17 protein-coding genes are annotated in these 16962 nt (G+C 58.7%); 2 read left to right on the plus strand and 15 right to left on the minus strand.

Features of this window, described 5'->3' with window-relative positions:
- Positions 1–134 precede the first annotated feature (134 nt).
- The 7 genes from Q0903_RS01195 to Q0903_RS01225 all read right to left on the minus strand — a co-directional run bounded on the left by Q0903_RS01195 (position 135) and on the right by Q0903_RS01225 (position 7186).
- Positions 135–860 (minus strand): aspartate/glutamate racemase family protein, encoded by a 726-nt coding sequence (locus tag Q0903_RS01195; protein WP_299412105.1) that lies wholly within the window; start codon positions 858–860, stop codon positions 135–137.
- Positions 857–1999, minus strand: coding sequence for a Xaa-Pro peptidase family protein (locus Q0903_RS01200; protein ID WP_299412108.1), 1143 nt, complete (start codon positions 1997–1999; stop codon positions 857–859). The genes Q0903_RS01195 and Q0903_RS01200 overlap by 4 nt, the downstream gene beginning before the upstream one ends.
- Positions 1999–3036, minus strand: coding sequence for a pyridoxal-phosphate dependent enzyme (locus Q0903_RS01205; protein WP_299412110.1), 1038 nt, complete (start codon positions 3034–3036; stop codon positions 1999–2001). Before Q0903_RS01205 ends, Q0903_RS01200 begins: the two co-directional genes overlap by 1 nt.
- Positions 3037–3101: 65 nt before the next feature.
- Positions 3102–3686, minus strand: coding sequence for a hypothetical protein (locus tag Q0903_RS01210; protein ID WP_299412113.1), 585 nt, complete (start codon positions 3684–3686; stop codon positions 3102–3104).
- Positions 3683–5923, minus strand: a complete 2241-nt coding sequence (locus Q0903_RS01215) for a molybdopterin cofactor-binding domain-containing protein (RefSeq protein ID WP_299412116.1) — start codon at positions 5921–5923, stop codon at positions 3683–3685. The genes Q0903_RS01210 and Q0903_RS01215 overlap by 4 nt, the downstream gene beginning before the upstream one ends.
- Positions 5924–5926: 3 nt before the next feature.
- A complete protein-coding gene (locus Q0903_RS01220; protein ID WP_299024285.1) occupies positions 5927–6385 on the minus strand; it encodes a (2Fe-2S)-binding protein in 459 nt (152 codons plus the stop codon).
- 24 nt (positions 6386–6409) lie between these two features.
- Entirely contained in the window at positions 6410–7186 is a 777-nt protein-coding gene (locus Q0903_RS01225) for an SDR family oxidoreductase (RefSeq protein WP_299412117.1), read from the minus strand.
- A gap of 105 nt (positions 7187–7291) precedes the next feature.
- On the opposite strand from Q0903_RS01225, the gene Q0903_RS01230 reads away from it, so the two are divergent.
- A complete protein-coding gene (locus Q0903_RS01230) occupies positions 7292–7828 on the plus strand; it encodes a TetR/AcrR family transcriptional regulator (protein WP_299412120.1) in 537 nt (178 codons plus the stop codon).
- 54 nt (positions 7829–7882) lie between these two features.
- On the opposite strand, the gene Q0903_RS01235 is transcribed toward Q0903_RS01230, so the two are convergent.
- On the minus strand, positions 7883–8995 hold the full coding sequence (locus tag Q0903_RS01235) for an S-(hydroxymethyl)glutathione dehydrogenase/class III alcohol dehydrogenase (RefSeq protein WP_299027636.1): 1113 nt from the start codon (positions 8993–8995) through the stop codon (positions 7883–7885).
- 68 nt (positions 8996–9063) lie between these two features.
- The gene (locus Q0903_RS01240; RefSeq protein WP_299412122.1) at positions 9064–10023 is read right to left on the minus strand and encodes an NAD-dependent epimerase/dehydratase family protein; all 960 of its coding nucleotides are present in this window, start codon (positions 10021–10023) and stop codon (positions 9064–9066) included.
- 92 nt (positions 10024–10115) lie between these two features.
- On the opposite strand from Q0903_RS01240, the gene Q0903_RS01245 reads away from it, so the two are divergent.
- Entirely contained in the window at positions 10116–10991 is an 876-nt protein-coding gene (locus Q0903_RS01245; protein ID WP_299412125.1) for a LysR family transcriptional regulator, read from the plus strand.
- On the opposite strand, the gene Q0903_RS01250 is transcribed toward Q0903_RS01245, so the two are convergent.
- The 6 genes from Q0903_RS01250 to Q0903_RS01275 are packed head-to-tail and all read right to left on the minus strand — an operon-like array spanning position 10988 to position 16926.
- Positions 10988–11383, minus strand: a complete 396-nt coding sequence (locus Q0903_RS01250; protein ID WP_299024294.1) for a Na+/H+ antiporter subunit G — start codon at positions 11381–11383, stop codon at positions 10988–10990. The two genes, Q0903_RS01245 and Q0903_RS01250, sit on opposite strands and share 4 nt — an antisense overlap.
- Positions 11380–11667 (minus strand): K+/H+ antiporter subunit F, encoded by a 288-nt coding sequence (locus Q0903_RS01255; RefSeq protein WP_299024296.1) that lies wholly within the window; start codon positions 11665–11667, stop codon positions 11380–11382. The genes Q0903_RS01250 and Q0903_RS01255 overlap by 4 nt, the downstream gene beginning before the upstream one ends.
- A complete protein-coding gene (locus tag Q0903_RS01260; protein WP_299024298.1) occupies positions 11664–12164 on the minus strand; it encodes a Na+/H+ antiporter subunit E in 501 nt (166 codons plus the stop codon). Before Q0903_RS01260 ends, Q0903_RS01255 begins: the two co-directional genes overlap by 4 nt.
- A 1-nt stretch (position 12165) precedes the next feature.
- Positions 12166–13722: a monovalent cation/H+ antiporter subunit D gene (locus Q0903_RS01265; RefSeq protein ID WP_299412128.1), complete on the minus strand. Its 1557-nt coding sequence runs from the start codon at positions 13720–13722 to the stop codon at positions 12166–12168.
- Positions 13719–14057, minus strand: a complete 339-nt coding sequence (locus tag Q0903_RS01270) for a Na+/H+ antiporter subunit C (RefSeq protein WP_299024302.1) — start codon at positions 14055–14057, stop codon at positions 13719–13721. Before Q0903_RS01270 ends, Q0903_RS01265 begins: the two co-directional genes overlap by 4 nt.
- Before the next feature lies 1 nt (position 14058).
- A complete protein-coding gene (locus Q0903_RS01275) occupies positions 14059–16926 on the minus strand; it encodes a monovalent cation/H+ antiporter subunit A (RefSeq protein ID WP_299412131.1) in 2868 nt (955 codons plus the stop codon).
- Positions 16927–16962 lie beyond the last annotated feature (36 nt).

A 16962-nucleotide genomic window follows, 5' to 3' on the forward strand; every position in this document is an offset into this window, starting at 1 on the left:
GCTGGGTAAGGTCAAGAGCAACCGAAGGCTGTTTTGCCAAACGTGCCACCACGAGCAACGCGGTGATCGAGATGTGGCAAAGGCAGGCCAAGAGGAACCGGCATTGCCATTACCCCCTTAGCACGGCAGGCGCCTTACCGCAGCGCGTCTGCCAACCGGCCCGGTACAGTTGCATCTGGACTAAGATGCCATGCCAAGGCCTGATTGCTGGACAGGCAAGGTAATCCTGTGCGCCCCTCAATCTGCGCGATCACGTCGAGGGTGCGCAGATTGGTGCAGGACAAAAAGATGCCATTAACATCGCCCTGCCCCGCCAGATCACAGGCCGCCTCAATTAGGGACACCGCATCGATGCGCACAACGCAGGCTTCGTCTGCCTCGTTGAAGCTGCCGAAAACGGGCGTCTCGATTCCCGCTGATGCCAGTGCCGCGCGCAGCCTGTCCGATACATCCGCCGTATAAGGCGACAATAGCGCCAAACGCGTGATGCCCATTGCGGTACAGGCGGCGACAAGCGCACTCAGCGGGTCCGATACCCGCTCGGTGCGGACCCCGTCGCCGATCAACCGCGCAACCTTGTCTGCACCAATCTGTGAGGTAGCCGAAGTGCAGCCGTATCCGATGGCGGAAAATGGCACTGCTTGGGGCAGCAGCCGAGCAGCTTGGGTCAGGTGTTGGGCCATCTCGCGCAGACTTTCGGGCGTCACCTGAGGTGCAGAGGGCACGCGCGTTACATAAACAGGCGTGCGGGGCGGTAGCATGCGCCGCATGTCCTGCTCTATCGTCTCGTCGGTTTGCAAAACCACAAGACCGACAGGCGCCAGCCCCTCCTGCGCGCGGGTGTAGGTGTACTGGGTCATAAGGCAGCAATATCGCGGGAGGCGCGCGGCGACAAAAATCGCGGGGCGCCCTCGGTGATCAGGATATCTTCTTCATGCACAATCATCCGTCCGTCCCCCGTTTCGATCCCTGGCTCAAGGGTGATTACCATTCCCGCCTTCAGTACTGTTCGGTCTTGTGGAATCAGCGATAGCCCCTCGGTCAACTGCATGCCAAGACCGTGGCCCAGCCGCCCAGCATCAGAGCCGCCCGCCCCGCCAGTTACGATTTCGTCCATCGCGTGAAACAGCTGCGCTGCGGTGGTGCCTTCGCGGGCAATCGCTGCTGCACTCTCTACCGCGTCAATCAGGCGGGCATGGGCGCTTTGCGTCTCTGCCGTGGGTGCACCGATGCTAAAGTTGCGATCAAAGTCGCAGAAGTAACCGTCCCAAACCAGACCTGCATCCAGCATCAATACATCACCAGAGGCAAGCGGCACGTCTTGCGCGGGCGAGATAACATCACCGTACCCACCCTGCCCCGCACCGCCCGCCAGATAGGGCACCCAATCGGCACCTTCCTCTAGACATAGCCGTTGGAAATCCCGAAACACCTGCGCGACGGTTACACCCTTGCGCGCAATTTGATCCATCCGGGCGAAGGCACGGCCCGCAATCGCGCATGCCTGCGAGATCTTGGCGACCTCTGCCTCGGACTTGACCGCGCGCAGCGTTGCCACAATGCGCGCATCATCCCTAACAGTGCCTGACAGCGCTGCCTGCACGCGCGCCCAATCGGCCAACGGCATGCGCAGATGGCTTTCGGCGCCCATGGGAGTGCCGATCTCCAGTGCGTGCAAGCTGTTCAATGTATCGACCAGCAGGCTTACCCCGTCATCCAGCACGTCAGGCGCACGCCAAGTGCGGATATCATCCAGCCACGTCTGGCCCATTAGGGGTGCGCCAATCGACGGGATCACCGCAATGGGTTTGCCCTGCGCGGGTAGGACCAAAAACCAAGGACGCGACGGGCTTTCCCAAAAGCGCGTCAGATAGCCCGTGAAATAACGCACGTCCGCTTCTGTTGTCAGCAGCAGCGCATCCAGCCCTTGTTGCGCCATCATTGCCTGGGCCGCCATTGTACGTGCCTCGAACTCGGCCCGCGCAAAGCCGCGCTGCATCATGCAGGCCCTTCGCTGAGGATGCACAGCACCCGCGACTGCGCATTAATGCCCAAGGCGGCGCGTTGATCGGCATCCAGTGCGGCCAGTGCCGCAATTCCCGCCGCCCCCGAGGGAGACGAGCCTAGCCCTGCAACCATAGCCAGACCTGCGCCTGCCTGCCCCTCATGTTCTGATATCAAAGCAAAGGCATCCGCATCCTCCGCCAGACCTTTAAGCGCGATCAGCGAAGGCATTTTGCAATCAAGCCGTCCCATCTCTGAAACTGGTCCGACGCTCTCTACTGCCTCGCCCGCAACGATAGAGCCGTGCAGCGCGGGAGCCGCGTCAGGCTCAACCACTACAATCCTCGGCGCATCGCCCCATGCCTGCCGCGCCAAGGTGGCACAGGCACAAGCCAGACCACCAACACCCGCTTGCAGAAATATATGTGTAGGCGCGAGCGACAGTTGTTCAATCGCCTCGGCCATCAGCACGGTGTAGCCCTCCATCAAACGATGGGGGCGGTCTGTGTAGCCGTGCCACGACCCGTCCGACAACAAATCCCAACCGTTCTGCTCTGCCGCTTGCTCTGCTGCTTGCAGGCTGTCCTCATATGTCTCGCCTTCGCGCACCACGCGCGCGCCCTGTTCTTCCAGCCGCGCGGCAAAGCTATCGGGGACGGTCTGCGCAATATAGACCACCGATGCTGCCCCGAATGCCGCGGCGCCTGCTGCAACAGACATGCCATGATTGCCCGCACTGGCGGTCACATAGGTGCGTGCCGATACAGGGCCACCTTGGGCATCGCACGCAATAACATAGGCAGCGCCCAGCGCCTTGAAGCTGCCTAGCCCCATGCGGCCCCGCTCGTCCTTTATCCAGACGTCTTGCACGCCTGTTTGCGTGGCAATCGCCACCGAAGCCTCCAGAGGTGTTTGCGCCGCAACAGGGCAGCGCGCCACAAGTGCCTGCGCACGCGGCGCATCCTGAGATGGCAGCGGGATATCATCTAAGCCCCGAAGGGATACGGGGCGGGATATGTGCAAAATCTCCATGCATTGACGTGGGACAATTACAGCCCGCAGGTCAAGAAAATTCAGCTAAGCTCAAATACCTGCCATCAATCCTGCGGACAGGGCATTCCTGCATCACCCCATGCTTGCAAATCTTTTGCCAGCGTTGCTGTTGAGCCAGCAGCAGGTGTACGCCCCGCGCCCGGCTCGAACCCGTAGCGAACGAATTCACTGGTGCGGACATGGTCAATAAGGTCTGCCAGATCAAAGCCATCGTTGGTTTCTGGGTTGCGCAATTGTGCGCAGACCTCGGCGCCCGATTTACCGCGCCACGCCAGCTCCACTGGCGGCAAGCGCCACGCATCATCAACCTGCGGGGCCGCGTGTGGCCGGTCATTCGGCCCTACCGCGCCGATGTGGCAGGTACGACATGGGATCGTCTCGGCACCGATGCGGCTGTCTCCCGCTACGATGTTCATGCCATGCAACTTAGTCGCACCATAACCCAATCCGTCCCAAGCAGGACGACCCGATGCGCCTACGTGGCAGTTGGTACAGCGCGGATGTGACGCAACAGCAAAGATACGCACCCACGCTTGCGCACCGGCGTCAGATACTGCTGCCGATTGCGCCTCAGCGCCCGATGCAAAACCCAGCACCAGCGCACAGACCAAAGGGGCGATCCTACTCACAAGAAGCTGACCGTGTTGTAGAAAGGCATTTCACGCAAACGGGTTCCCGTAGCCATAAAGATAGCATTGGCAAGCGCGGGTGCTGCCGGCGGCACGGGCGGTTCACCGATACCACGAATGGTATCGTTGTTCTCCAGTGCGCGCACTTCGATCACGGGGCATTGATGCAGGCGCATTCCCTCGGCGAGGTGATAATTGTCCTGTTCTGCACGACCGTCCGAATAGGTGATCTCGGAGTTCATGGCGTGGCCCAAGCCCCAGACAACACCGCCTGCCACCTGATTTTCGAAAGTCACAGGATCAACAACGCGGCCCACTTCGGCAGCGACCCAGACATGGTCGATCTTGATGCCGTCGTCCATATCGGTGACCTGCACCACCTCCGCAACAGGCACGCCAAAGGACGTGACCAGCGCCACACCGCGTCCCTGTCGCGGGCCCAGTGGACTGCCCCAGTCCGACATCTCGGCCACGGCCTCCAGCACCGCACGGGCGTCTGGATCATTCACGAGGCGCAGACGCTCTGCCATCGGGTCGGCACCCGCCGCATGGATCAGCTCATCCAGAAAGCTCTCGGCGAAAAATCCAGCTGTGGACGCACCGACAGAACGCCACGACGACGTCGGCGCAAGTTCGGGCACCGCATAGGCACGCACCCGCAGGTCAGGCACACTGTAGCGCATGTTCCATGCGCCTGCTGCAATCTGTGTATCCGGCCCCGGTACAGGCGCGCCAAGTCGGCCCGATTGTGACCGTGAGGACGAAACTGTGGCGATGTCCAGATCAAGCGCGGTGACCTGACCGCCTGAATGCGCGCCACGCCCGCGTGCCATGCCAATCTGGCGGTTGTAATCCTGCGCGAAATCCTCCTCGCGGCGGAAGGTAAGTTTAACAGGTGTGCCGGCAACTTCACGCGCCACGTCTACGGCGACGTCGATATTGTCAAACTCCAGACGGTGCCCGAAACTGCCGCCAGCGTACTGGTTGTGCAAGAAAATCTGGTCTGTTTCCATGTCCAGACGTGCCGCGATGCGCTGCTGTACAAATCGCGGCAACTGGTGCGCGGCCCAGATATCCACACGGTCTGCGGTAACGGTGGCAATCGCGCTCAGTGGTTCAAGCGGCTGGTGGGCGACATAAGGCGCGCGGTATTCGGCGCTAACCACATCGGTCCCATCGAGTGCGGCGTCGACATCGCCATCATGCCGCCACTCCTTGTCCAGATGATCGGGGGTGAAGGAGGCCTCTACTGCGGCCCAATGATCCGACTGCTCGGCCGGAAAAGATGCTTCAGCCCAGTCAAACTCGATCTCTTCAAGCGCTCGGAAGGCGCGCCATGTATTGTCAGCAATGACCGCAACACCATTGGGCAAACCCACGATTTTGGACACACCGCGCATACCCTCGGCGCCGCTTGCGTCAAATCCGAGCATTGGCGCGCCCTTGCGCGGGTTCATCTTGACCGAGGCATGCAGCATCCCCTCCACTTTCACATCGATCCCGTAGGTCTGGGTGCCAGTTGATTTCGCCGTAATGTCCATCCTTTGCAGCGGCTTGCCGATCAATCGCCACTGCGAAGGATCGCGCAGAGCTACATCTGTTACGGGTTCCATCGCTGCCGCGCGGGCGGCAAGCGTGGTGTAGAGCATGCGCGTACCGTCGGGCAGCACAACTGCACCGCGTTCTGTTTTCAACTGGGAAGCATCAATACCTGTTTCGGCAGAGGCCGCTGCCTTGAGCGTTTCGCGTGCAACGGCACCCGCTTGGCGCAATTTGTCAAAGCTGTCAGGCACCGAAGTCGAGCCGCCTGTCACCTGCGCCCCCAACACTTTCATCACCGCACCCATAGTGCTGCGCATCGTTTCGGCGGCGAACCCTTCGTCATTAGAGCGGAATGGCACTGCCTCGGCGGCAAGTGCCGTGTTGTAATAAGCCGCAGCAGGTGCGCCAGGTGTCGTGGTGATCTGATCCAGATCCACGTCCAGCTCCTCGGCAATCAGCATCGCCTGCATGGTCGATGCCCCCTGCCCCAGATCCGTGTGCGGTGTGACCAGCATAATGCCGTCTGCGTTGATCTTGACCCAAGGGTTAAAGACGGCATCACCTGCCGAGGCGTCCTGCGTCAGCGGGTTTTCAGGATCGCGGCGCACCATATAGGCACCGAACGCGACACCACCGACAATGGCAGCGGAACCGATCAGAAACGAACGGCGTGCAATCGTTTTAAGACGACCCATAACTCAAGCTCCCTGCAATTTTGCGGCGGCGGTTTTCACGGCGGCACGGATGCGCGGATAGGTCCCGCAACGGCAAAGATTGCCGCTCATCGCTTCGTCAATCTGCTGATCACTTGGTGCCGCGTTTAGATCAAGAAAGCTGGCCGCTTGCATGATCTGGCCTGACTGGCAGTAACCGCATTGCGCAACCTGATGCTCAACCCACGCCTGCTGCACCGCGTGCATCGCCTCGGGCGTGCCCAGACCTTCGATGGTTGTAATATCACCATCCACATCCCCTGCTGCCAACTGGCACGACCGTACAGCCACGCCATCTACATGAACGGTACAAGCACCGCACTGCGCGATGCCGCATCCATATTTTACACCTGTGATCCCCAGTTCGTCCCGCAGGACCCAGAGCAGCGGCATGTCCTCTTCGACGTCTACGTCGTGGGCTTTCCCGTTCACATTCAGCTTCATTCTGTTTCCTCCTGATGGGGACGATTATTTGCTTTGCATCCGCTCTATCATTTTCAGAACCGCACGGCGCGGCAGCAGCGGGATGATCCAGTCAATCATAAAGCCCAACTGCTTTTCATTCACAGCCACAAGCTCTCCTCGAGACATGGCGTCGTAGCCGTATTTTGCAACAGAGCGGGGCGTCTTGCCTCCACCTGCAACCAGCTTTGTACCGTGCAAATCAGCGCGATCTGCAAAGGCCGTATTCACATATCCTGGCGCCAGAAGCGTCACGGTCACACCCTGCGGGCGTAATTCATGGTCCAGCGCCTGAGAGAAACTCTTCACAAAGGCTTTGGTTGCAAAATAGGTGGCCTGCATCGGACCAGGCATAAAACCCGCGCTGGATCCCACGTTGAGGATACAGCCCTGTGCACGCTTGGCCATTTCGCGACCAAAATAGTGGCTAAGGGCCACCAGCGCCTTTACGTTAAGGTCGACCATCCCCAGCTCTTCGGCCAGATCACGATCAATGTGCCGCCCCTGCCCGCCAAAGCCTGCATTGTTAATCAGGATGTCGACCTGCACACCTGCCTTGATGACTTGCGCAATAAGAATATCCGCACCATCTTGCGCGCCCAGATCGGCAGGTAACACATGTGCCTTGATCCCGTATTCGGCAGTCAGCTCATCCGCGAGCGACTGCAAGCGGTCTGCCGAGCGCGCCGTCAGCACGACATCCCCCCCTTTTTGCGCATGATAACGGGCGAATTCAGCACCGATACCAGAGGAAGCACCCGTAATAAGCGCGGTCTTTGCCATCGTATCTCTCCGATAATTCAACAGTCGTTGACACATGACATACTGTGCCCTGCGCTTCTGTCAACATATGTTGACAAAATTGTCTCTGCCAGTAGGTTAAGTCCAATGACCAAAGCACTGATGACTCGCGAGAAACTGCTGATCCATGCACGCGCTTTGCTATGGCGGCACGGGTATTCAAACGTTCCACTAAGACAAATCGCAACCGCAGCGGGCGTCGATGTCGCGCTCGTCTCGCGCTATTTCGGTGGCAAGCGCGGATTGTTCGAGGCAACGCTGGAAGGTGCATTTGACACGCCCGAAGCTTCCTCGCCCGCAGAACTGGTTGATATGGTGGTGCAGCTGTTCGTGAGCCATCCCCGTGATGCGGGTTCTGTCTCAATCCTGCACCTGATGTTGATGAACGCACAGGACGAAGAAGTGGGCGAAGCTGTGCGCGAAGCGCACCAGAAAGGGCTACAAACAGCCTGCGAACGCGCGGTGGGCGATCCTGCCCGCGCGGCCCTATTTATGGCGGTGATTTTGGGGATGAGTGTCGCAGAGAAATCGCTGCACCTGTCTGGCATAGCGCCCTTTGACACGCCGGAATACGAGGCACAGTTGCGCCATATGCTCAACGCTGCGCTCGCCTATCCAGTCTAGCCAAGCGGCGCCTGTCTGCCAGCGACACAGTGGGCCGGCAGACAGGGCAATGGATCAGAACTCGACAACAGCGCGGATGGATTTACCCTGATGCATCAGCTCAAACCCTTCGTTGATCTGATCAAGCGTCAGTTTGTGGGTGATCATCGGGTCGATTTCGATTTTGCCATTCATGTACCAGTCTACGATTTTCGGCACATCCGTGCGCCCCTTTGCCCCACCAAAGGCAGTGCCACGCCAGACACGGCCTGTGACCAGCTGGAAAGGACGTGTGGAGATTTCGGCACCCGCAGGGGCCACACCGATGATGATGCTTTCGCCCCAGCCTTTGTGCGAACACTCTAGCGCGTCACGCATGACCTTTGTGTTGCCTGTGGCGTCGAACGAGTAGTCCGCGCCGCCGCCCGTCAACTCCACCAGATGCTCGACCAGATTGCCGTCGATCTTGGAAGGATTAACAAAGTCGGTCATGCCGAAGTATTTGCCCGTCTCTTCCTTGTCGTCGTTCAGATCGACGCCAACGATCTGATCTGCTCCTGCCATGCGCAGGCCCTGAATCACGTTAAGACCGATGCCGCCCAGACCAAAGACCACGCAACGCGCACCAATCTCAACCTTGGCAGTATTGATTACCGCACCGATGCCAGTCGTGACGCCGCAGCCAATATAGCAGATCTTGTCAAACGGCGCGTCCTTGCGCACTTTGGCCAGCGCGATTTCGGGCACCACAGTATGGTTGGCGAAGGTCGAGCACCCCATGTAGTGATGGATCGGCGTGCCATCCAGCATGGAAAAGCGCGTGGTGCCGTCGGGCAGTTGGCCGCGCCCTTGGGTCACACGGATCGCTTGGCACAGGTTGGTCTTGCCGCTCAGGCAATACTCGCACTCGCGGCACTCTGGCGTATAAAGCGGGATCACATGGTCGCCGACTTCCAGAGTAGTAACACCCTCGCCGACTTCCATCACGATGCCCGCGCCCTCATGGCCCAGAATAGCAGGAAAGATGCCTTCGGGGTCATCGCCCGAACGGGTGAACTCATCCGTGTGGCACAGGCCAGTTGCCTTGATCTCGACCAAGACTTCGCCGCGCTTTGGTCCTTCAAGGTTGACCTCCATGATCTCAAGGGGCTTGCCTGCCTCTACAGCAACAGCGGCGCGAGTCTTCATCATGGGTCTGTCCTCTTTGTAAATTACCTCTCCAGCAGGACCAAAGCGCAGGCACGTTGTCAAGTAGGTCAGGCTGGATATGCCTGTACATCGACACGTGGCGGGATGAGGTCGGGGACGGCATCCTGCATCGCGACCGACAGCGGCGTGTCTTTGTAGTCGGGCAGCAGCTTGCGCAACGCTGTCCCGTCCACGCGGTGCGGCGTGTTCCACAGATAGCGCATTTCCATGACTTCGCGCACCACAGGATTGATCAGGCCCAACACCCGCATCAGTCTCCAGGGCATTTTGGCCGTCTTGAGCGGCTGACCCACAGCAAGAGCAACAGCCGCCTTCAGCTCGGCCCCTGTCAGGCTATACCCCTCAAACCCGAGCGCCGTAAAAGCGGGTAGATCAGCACGAATGCGCGCAAGCTGCTCCATTGCGCGGCCGACATCAGGCAGGTAGGCCCACGCATGTACTGCATCCATCCGGCCCGGATAGGTGAACACCCCTTTGCTGGCCTTCTTGGCAATATAACTTTCAAACCAGCTGCCTGTATTCTGCCGCTCCATATAATCACCCGATCGCAGAATGATGGTGCGCAGGCCCTCTGCTGCCGCATCTTCAAAGGCGCGTTCCATCGTGACGCGCAGCGCGCCTTTGCGGGTGGTCGGTGCGCGGGCCGCTTCCTCACGCAGGATGATACTGGCGTCCTCACCGTATCCATAGATATTGCCCGGGATCATCACAGTGGCGCCGCTAGACAACCCTGCGGCGATTATGTTGCGTGTCAGATTCGGCATCAGCTTGGCCCAGTGATGATAAGGCGGGTTCACGGTATGAACGATCACATCCATGCCCTGCGCCGCTGCCACAACTGCCGCCTTGTCTGTCGGATCACACGCGATCGTTTTCACGCCGCGCGGCACCTCGCCGCCCCCTGCGCGGCTGGCGGCAATTACCTGCCAGCCTGCATTCGCAAAGGCATTTGTTGCAGCACGGCCAAAGCGGCCTGTTGCGCCAAGGATAAGAACTGTTCCGGTCATGGGTATCTCCTATTCATTGATGTTGACACCCAGACCGTATCAATCAATTTTTGGTGGCATAATTGACGAAATTCATATATTGATATCCATATATGAATAGCGAACCTCTCCCATGGCACCTGTTGCAGTCTTTTGCCGCGATCAGTGACACCGGTTCACTCTCTGCGGCAGCCAAAGTGTTGGGCAGCAGCCAACCCACGCTAAGTCGCCATTTGACCCAACTGGAAGAACGGATCGGATCACGCCTGTTCTTTCGCACATCAACAGGTCTGACCCTCACACCCGAAGGGGCGGCCGTGCAGGCACATGCGGATGCGATGGCGAAATCGGCCGCCCAACTTTCCTTTAAGGGCCAGCAAACGCTCAGCGGCACAGTGCGCATTACGGCGAGCCAGATTGCAGCGACCTATCTGCTGCCCGATATGCTGGTATCGCTGCACACAGCACACCCTGATCTGGCCTTGGAGGTCGTAGCAACCGACCAGACCGAAAACCTGCTGCGCCGCGAGGCCGATCTGGCTGTGCGTATGTACCGGCCTACCCAAAATGATCTGATTGCCAAAAAAGTCGGAAATCTAGCTATCGGCATCTTTGCCGCGCGCAGCTATATCGAACGGTGCGGCCTGCCGGAACATCCAAGCGATCTCTACCATCATAGCGTGATCGGCTATGACCGCAGCACTGCAATTATCGACGGAATGCGTCAGGTCGGTATCACCGTTGACCGCAGTTTTTTCACTTTCCGATCGGATGATCAGGTTGTTGGCTGGCGTATGGTCCAGGCGGGCCACGGCATCGGGTTCAACCAGACTGTCATCGGACAGAGCGACCCCAATCTCGTTCAGTTGTGGCCAGAAATCGACATAGGCGCTCTTCCTGTCTGGCTGACAGCGCATCAGGAATTACGGATGAGCCCAAGGGTGCGCATCTGTTTTGAGCATCTGGCAAGCTGCTTTGGCGCGCTCTAGGTCTTGGTGACAGTGATGACGTCTTCGACCTGGTCCGTTTCAGGCACAGCGAAAGTAGCCCACTGCTCGTCTTTTTCAAGCTCGGGAGGTGTGTCGCAGGCACGGCGATGGATGTTCACCTTTGCAATGAAATTGGCGGAAATAGGCGCGGTGACAAACAGAAATGCCATGATCAGCAGATCGTGAATAGCGCCGTCGCCGAACACTCCGTGATAGATGATCGAAGCCAACAGCAGCGCCCCTACCCCTACGGTACCCACTTTGGTGGGCGCATGAAGGCGGGTCATACTGTCGTTGAATTTCAGCAGGCCAATAGCGCCCACCAGCGTGAACAATGCGCCCACCACCAGACAAAAAGTAACGGCATAGAGTGCGATAATCTCGATGTTCATTCGATGATGTCCCCGCGCAATACAAACCGCGCATAAGCCACGGTTGAGACAAAGCCGAGCATCGCAATGATCAGCGATACCTCAAAATAAATCCGCGTGCCTTGTGCCAGACCCATTAGCACGACCAGACCGATGGCGTTCACTACCATCGTATCCAGCGCCAGAATGCGGTCGCCCACGCTGGGGCCAATAACGACGCGGATCATGGCCATAACCTGACACAGCCCCACCACCACAAACGCCCCGATCAGCGCGTAATTCATCAATTCGGTTGCAAGGGTCATACGAAAATCTCCTTCAGGCGCGCTTCATAGCGGCTTTTGATGCCGTCGCGCTCGGCGTCGGGATCATCGGTGTGCAGCACATGCACCAACAAGTGATGCCCACTTTCGGACAGGTCCGCCGATACCGTCCCCGGTGTCAGCGTAATCGTCCCTGCCAACAGCGTAATCGCCTCGGGCGAGCGTAGCTCAAGCGGTATCGTGATCCATGCAGGCTTAAGCTTGGAATTGGGCACCGTGAGCACGATCCACGCGACTTGCACGTTAGCCACCATGATATCCCAAAGCACCATCAACGCATAAGAGATCATCTTGCCCATGCGAAACCCTGCCGGACGTTCGGGCCAGAAGGCCGCCGTGATGCGCGCAATAATGATCCCGATAATCAGGCCAAATACGGCCATGCCTGCGGAGAACTCATTTTGCAGCAATATCCAGACCACTGCCAGAATGAGCGTCAGCAAGGGGTGCGGAAAGAGCCAGTGAAACAAGCGTGCCATCTCAGTGATCCCCTTCTTTTGCATCGGCCTTACCACCGCTCAACTTGCCCGGTGTCTCCAATACAGTGCTGATATAAGCCTGCGGGTTGAACAGCTGCTGTGCCGTGGCGCCCGTGTAGTCATACATCTTGCCCGCAAGTGCAGTATGCGCCAGCAGCAAGGCCAACAGCCCTCCAACAGCGACATACGATAGTGTCGAAGGTGCCGCGCGGGACGGATCGGGCACAGGCGCCCCATCCGACTGCGCCTTCCAGAACAGGACAGACCCTGCGCGTGCAAACCCCACCACACTGATCAGGCTTGAAACCAGCACAACAGCCCAGATCCAGACCGCTGGCCCCGCATCAAAGGCCGCGTTCAGCACCATCAGCTTGCCGACAAACCCTGACAGCGGTGGCAAGCCCGTCATCGCAATCGCGGCAACCATGAACAGGCCCGCAATCAACGAGGCGCCAGCCACAGGTGCATCCGTGATCAGGTTCAAATGCCCACGGCTCTGTCGGACCAAATCAACGATCAGGAACAAGGCCGCTGCCGCCAGCGTCGAGTGAACCATATAATAAAGCGCCGATGCGATGCTTTCCGGTGTGAAGAGCGCGATAGCGACCATCACCATTCCCATGGAGCTGATCACTGCAAACGCCACCAGACGGTCCAGCTTTCTTGCGGCCAGCACACCGACAGCACCGACCGCCAGCGACAGCAAGGCAACCGGCAACAGCCATGTCCCGTGCAAGCCGGAAGTCACCTCAAGGTCAACGGGGAAGATCATGGTGTAAACGCGAATGATCGCATATGCGCCAACTTTGGTCATAATGGCGAACAAGGCCGCTACGGGCGCGGGCGCTTCTGCGTAGGAGCTTGGCAGCCAGAAGTGCAGCGGCACCACCGCAGCCTTGATCGCAAACACAAGGATCAGCAGCACAGCCGCCACACGGATGCCGACGGTCGCATCCGCCTCGATCAATTGCACACGCTGGGCCAGATCGGCCATATTGAGCGTGCCCGTTTCTGCATAGATCGCGCCTAGTGCGAACAGAAACAGCGTTGAGCCGAGCAGATTGAACAGCACATATTGGACGCCCGCGCGCAGCCGCGCGTTGCCCCCTGCGTGGATCATCAGGCCGTAGGACGCGATCAACAGCACCTCGAAGAAAACAAAGAGGTTGAACAAGTCGCCTGTCAGGAAGGCCCCTGCAATGCCCATCAGCTGGAACTGGAACAAGACGTGGAAATGCCGACCCCGTTCGTCCCATCCAGAGCCAATCGCATAAAGCAGCACGAACAACGCCAGCACCGCCATCAGCAGCACCATCATCGTGCTCAGCCTGTCGCCAACCAGCACAATACCGAACGGTGCCGCCCAATCACCCAACTGATAAAGCATGACAGTGCCGTCAGATGTCTCCAGCGCGAGGCCGATAGCGACAGTGATCATCGCCAGAACGCCAGCAACAGAAAAGACACGCTGGATGCCCATATGGTAGCGCGCAGCCAGAATGATAAAGGGCGCAAGGATGGCCGGCAGGACAACCGGCATAATCAGCCAATGGGTCATGTCGCGTCCTCCCCATCGGGTGCATCATCAACATGATCATCATCCGTGCCAAGATAGGCGCCCAGCGCGATCATCACCACAACGGCAGTCATCCCGAAGGAAATCACGATGGCTGTCAGCACCAAGGCCTGCGGCAGCGGATCGGCGTAGGTCGTCGCATCTGTCAGGATCGGTGGGGCGCCTGTCGTCAGGCGGCCCGAAGCGAACAGGAACACATTCACAGCATAGGTCAGCAGCGAGATACCGAGGATCACAGGGAAGGTGCGCAAACGCATCACCATGTACAAACCACCAGCGGTCAAGACGCCGATAGCGGAAGCGACAAGGAACTCCATCTTATGCTCCCCCCCCTTTTAGTGCTTCGTTCTCGGACCGTGCGGGATTGATGTCCATCGCATAGTCGCTGTCTTTTACATGGGCGCGGCGCGCAAGCCTACTGAACCCGTCCAGCGACAGCATGACTGCCCCCACCACGGCCAAAAACACGCCCAGATCGAACAAAGCAGCTGTCGCCAGCTCAAACTCCTGAAATGGCGGGATGCGCACATATGTGAAATCGGATGTCAGGAAAGGCTTGCCGACAAACCACGATCCAATTCCCGTCAGACCCGCAATCAGCACACCAGCGCCAATCACACCATGGTGCGGATAGCGTTGGCGGGCGGTAGCCCAGCTATAGCCGCTGGCCATATACTGCATCACCAAACCAATCGAAACGACCAGACCCGAAATAAACCCGCCGCCCGGCTCGTTATGGCCGCGCAGGAAGATATAGAAACCAACGACCATGACCACAGGCATCAGCACACGGGTCATGACGACCATCATGGTGGGGTGCATATCCCCAGCCAACGGTTTGTCGGGTTTCCGGTTGAGCAAACGGGCGCGCACGGGGCCGCCCAGCAGCGTTTCGGTCAGCGCATAGATCAGCACGGCAGCGATCCCCAGCACGATAATCTCGCCGAAGGTGTCAAAGCCACGGAAATCAACAAGGATCACGTTTACCACATTCGTACCGCCGCCCCCCTTATAGCTGTTGGCAAGGTGGAATTCGGAAATGGGCGACGTGATCGCGTCGCGCAGCAGATAATGATAGCTGAGCGCCATGGCCGCAGCACCGCCTGCGATGGCAACAGTCACATCACGCATACGGCGCAAAACCGTGCTTTCGACAGGGGTCTCGTTCGGGAGGAAGTTTAGAGCCAGCAACAGCAGGATCGTCGTGACCACTTCGACCGTGATCTGTGTCATTGCCAGATCAGGTGCCGAGAAGAATACAAAGCCGATAGAAACCATCAGCCCGATGATGCCGATCAGCACCAGCGACAACAAGCGATTGCGATGCAGGAACACCATGCCAAGCGTTGCTGCCACCAGCATGACCCAGCCCGCAATCTCGATCGCGCCCGCAGGCTGAACTGTGCGTGTCGGCGCGCCGACTGTCCCTGTGGCCCAAGCGTAATAGCCCGCAGCAACGACAGTAACCGCCATGACCGCGCCATAGCGCGAGAACGCGCCATTGTGCAGCGGCAGGGTCAGCCCTTTTGCCAGACGGACGATGCCCTCGACCGACCCTTCGAAAATCGTCTTGGCCTCGGGGCGCGGGGCCGCATCCCAGACACGCAGTAGCGGGTTGAAGAGCGCCAGCACAATCAGGCCACCCACAACCGCCGCGATGGACATATAAAGTGCCGGCACCAATCCGTGCCAGATTTTGAAATACGCTTTCGGCACTTCTGCTTCGCCGCCCAGAACGGCGTAGGTAATGCCCTTCACCGCAGGCTCGGCAAGGAATGGCGCCACGCCGATCACCACAACCAGCATCACCAGCAACGCGGGAGGCAGCCACAAACCGCTAGGCGGATCATGCGGCTTGGCCGGATAATCGTCACGTTTGGGGCCAAGGAAAGTATGCCCGATCAAGCGGAAGCAATAGGCAGCAGAGAAGAGCGAGCCGAGTACTGCCAGCGCAGGCACCACCCACCACGGGCCAAACAACTCGGTGTGGTAGGCCTCTTCCAGCATCATTTCTTTGCTGAGGAATCCGTTCAGCAGCGGGATACCCGCCATCGAAAGCGCCGCGAGCGTGGCAATGACAAAGGTGATGGGCATCAGATGCCGAAGGCCGCCAAGACGGCGGATATCGCGTGTGTGTGTCTCATGGTCAATGATGCCAGCGGACATGAACAACGCCGCCTTGAAGGTCGCGTGGTTGAGGATGTGAAACACCGCCGCCATCGCACCAAACGCCGTCCCTGTGCCCAGCAGCATCGTGATCAGGCCAAGGTGGCTTACTGTAGAAAAGGCCAGCAACGCTTTGAGATCATGTTTAAACAGCGCGATCACCGCGCCCAGCACCATGGTAATCAGGCCCGCGGTTGTGACGATCCAGAACCATTCAGGCGTACCGGACAGCACAGGCCACATGCGTGCCATCAGGAAAATCCCCGCTTTTACCATGGTGGCAGAGTGCAGATAGGCCGAAACAGGCGTTGGGGCTGCCATCGCGTGTGGCAACCAAAAGTGGAACGGAAACTGCGCTGATTTGGTAAAGCAACCCAGCAAAATCAGGATGAGCGCGGGCACATAAAGCGAGCTTTCCTGAATAATTTCACGGTTTTGCAAGATAACGCTCAGGTCATAACTGCCCGCGATCTGGCCAAGGATCAGCATACCACCGATCATTGCCAAGCCGCCCATACCCGTCACGGTCAGGGCCATACGCGCGCCTTGGCGACCCTCGGGCAGATGCTTCCAATACCCGATCAGCAGGAAGGACGACAAAGAAGTCAGCTCCCAGAAAACCAGCAAAAGCAGTATGTTGTCGGACAGAACGATACCAACCATCGCGCCTTGGAAGAGTAGCAGGTAAGTAAAGAACTCACCCATGTTATCTTCACGAGCCAGATAGAAACGCGCGTAGGTGATGATAAGCAGACCGATACCAAGGATGAGCGTCGCAAAGAAAAAGCCCAGCGCGTCCAGCATCAGCGTGAAGTTCAGACCAAGGCTGGGGATCCAGTCAGCGCGAAACATCACCACATCGCCTGCCATCACAGCAGGCAGGTTGGTCAACAACCCGATAAAGGCGGCAAGGGTGACGGTAAAGGTGACGCCAGCACAGGCCGCACGGCCTGCCTGGTTCATCAGTCCGGGCAGCAGCGCCCCCAAAAACGGCAATGCTACAATCAATAGAAGAGACACGGCGGCTCCATACTGTTGGGGCCCGAGGATGTATCC

Origin of the sequence: uncultured Sulfitobacter sp., assembly GCF_947502895.1 — a bacterium.
GTDB lineage: Bacteria > Pseudomonadota > Alphaproteobacteria > Rhodobacterales > Rhodobacteraceae > Sulfitobacter.

Excerpts from the sequence above, each read along its gene's own strand:
- Q0903_RS01250 (WP_299024294.1), bottom strand. The coding sequence starts at position 11,383 with ATGAACATCGAGATTATCGCACTCTATGCCGTTACTTTTTGTCTGGTG.
- Q0903_RS01230 (WP_299412120.1), top strand. The coding sequence starts at position 7,292 with ATGACCAAAGCACTGATGACTCGCGAGAAACTGCTGATCCATGCACGC.
- Q0903_RS01200 (WP_299412108.1), bottom strand. The coding sequence starts at position 1,999 with ATGCAGCGCGGCTTTGCGCGGGCCGAGTTCGAGGCACGTACAATGGCG.
- Q0903_RS01215 (WP_299412116.1), bottom strand. The coding sequence starts at position 5,923 with ATGGGTCGTCTTAAAACGATTGCACGCCGTTCGTTTCTGATCGGTTCC.
- Q0903_RS01240 (WP_299412122.1), bottom strand. The coding sequence starts at position 10,023 with ATGACCGGAACAGTTCTTATCCTTGGCGCAACAGGCCGCTTTGGCCGT.
- Q0903_RS01260 (WP_299024298.1), bottom strand. The coding sequence starts at position 12,164 with ATGGCACGCTTGTTTCACTGGCTCTTTCCGCACCCCTTGCTGACGCTC.
- Q0903_RS01265 (WP_299412128.1), bottom strand. The coding sequence starts at position 13,722 with ATGACCCATTGGCTGATTATGCCGGTTGTCCTGCCGGCCATCCTTGCG.
- Q0903_RS01220 (WP_299024285.1), bottom strand. The coding sequence starts at position 6,385 with ATGAAGCTGAATGTGAACGGGAAAGCCCACGACGTAGACGTCGAAGAG.
- Q0903_RS01270 (WP_299024302.1), bottom strand. The coding sequence starts at position 14,057 with ATGGAGTTCCTTGTCGCTTCCGCTATCGGCGTCTTGACCGCTGGTGGT.
- Q0903_RS01205 (WP_299412110.1), bottom strand. The coding sequence starts at position 3,036 with ATGGAGATTTTGCACATATCCCGCCCCGTATCCCTTCGGGGCTTAGAT.
- Q0903_RS01235 (WP_299027636.1), bottom strand. The coding sequence starts at position 8,995 with ATGAAGACTCGCGCCGCTGTTGCTGTAGAGGCAGGCAAGCCCCTTGAG.
- Q0903_RS01225 (WP_299412117.1), bottom strand. The coding sequence starts at position 7,186 with ATGGCAAAGACCGCGCTTATTACGGGTGCTTCCTCTGGTATCGGTGCT.
- Q0903_RS01195 (WP_299412105.1), bottom strand. The coding sequence starts at position 860 with ATGACCCAGTACACCTACACCCGCGCGCAGGAGGGGCTGGCGCCTGTC.
- Q0903_RS01245 (WP_299412125.1), top strand. The coding sequence starts at position 10,116 with ATGAATAGCGAACCTCTCCCATGGCACCTGTTGCAGTCTTTTGCCGCG.
- Q0903_RS01255 (WP_299024296.1), bottom strand. The coding sequence starts at position 11,667 with ATGACCCTTGCAACCGAATTGATGAATTACGCGCTGATCGGGGCGTTT.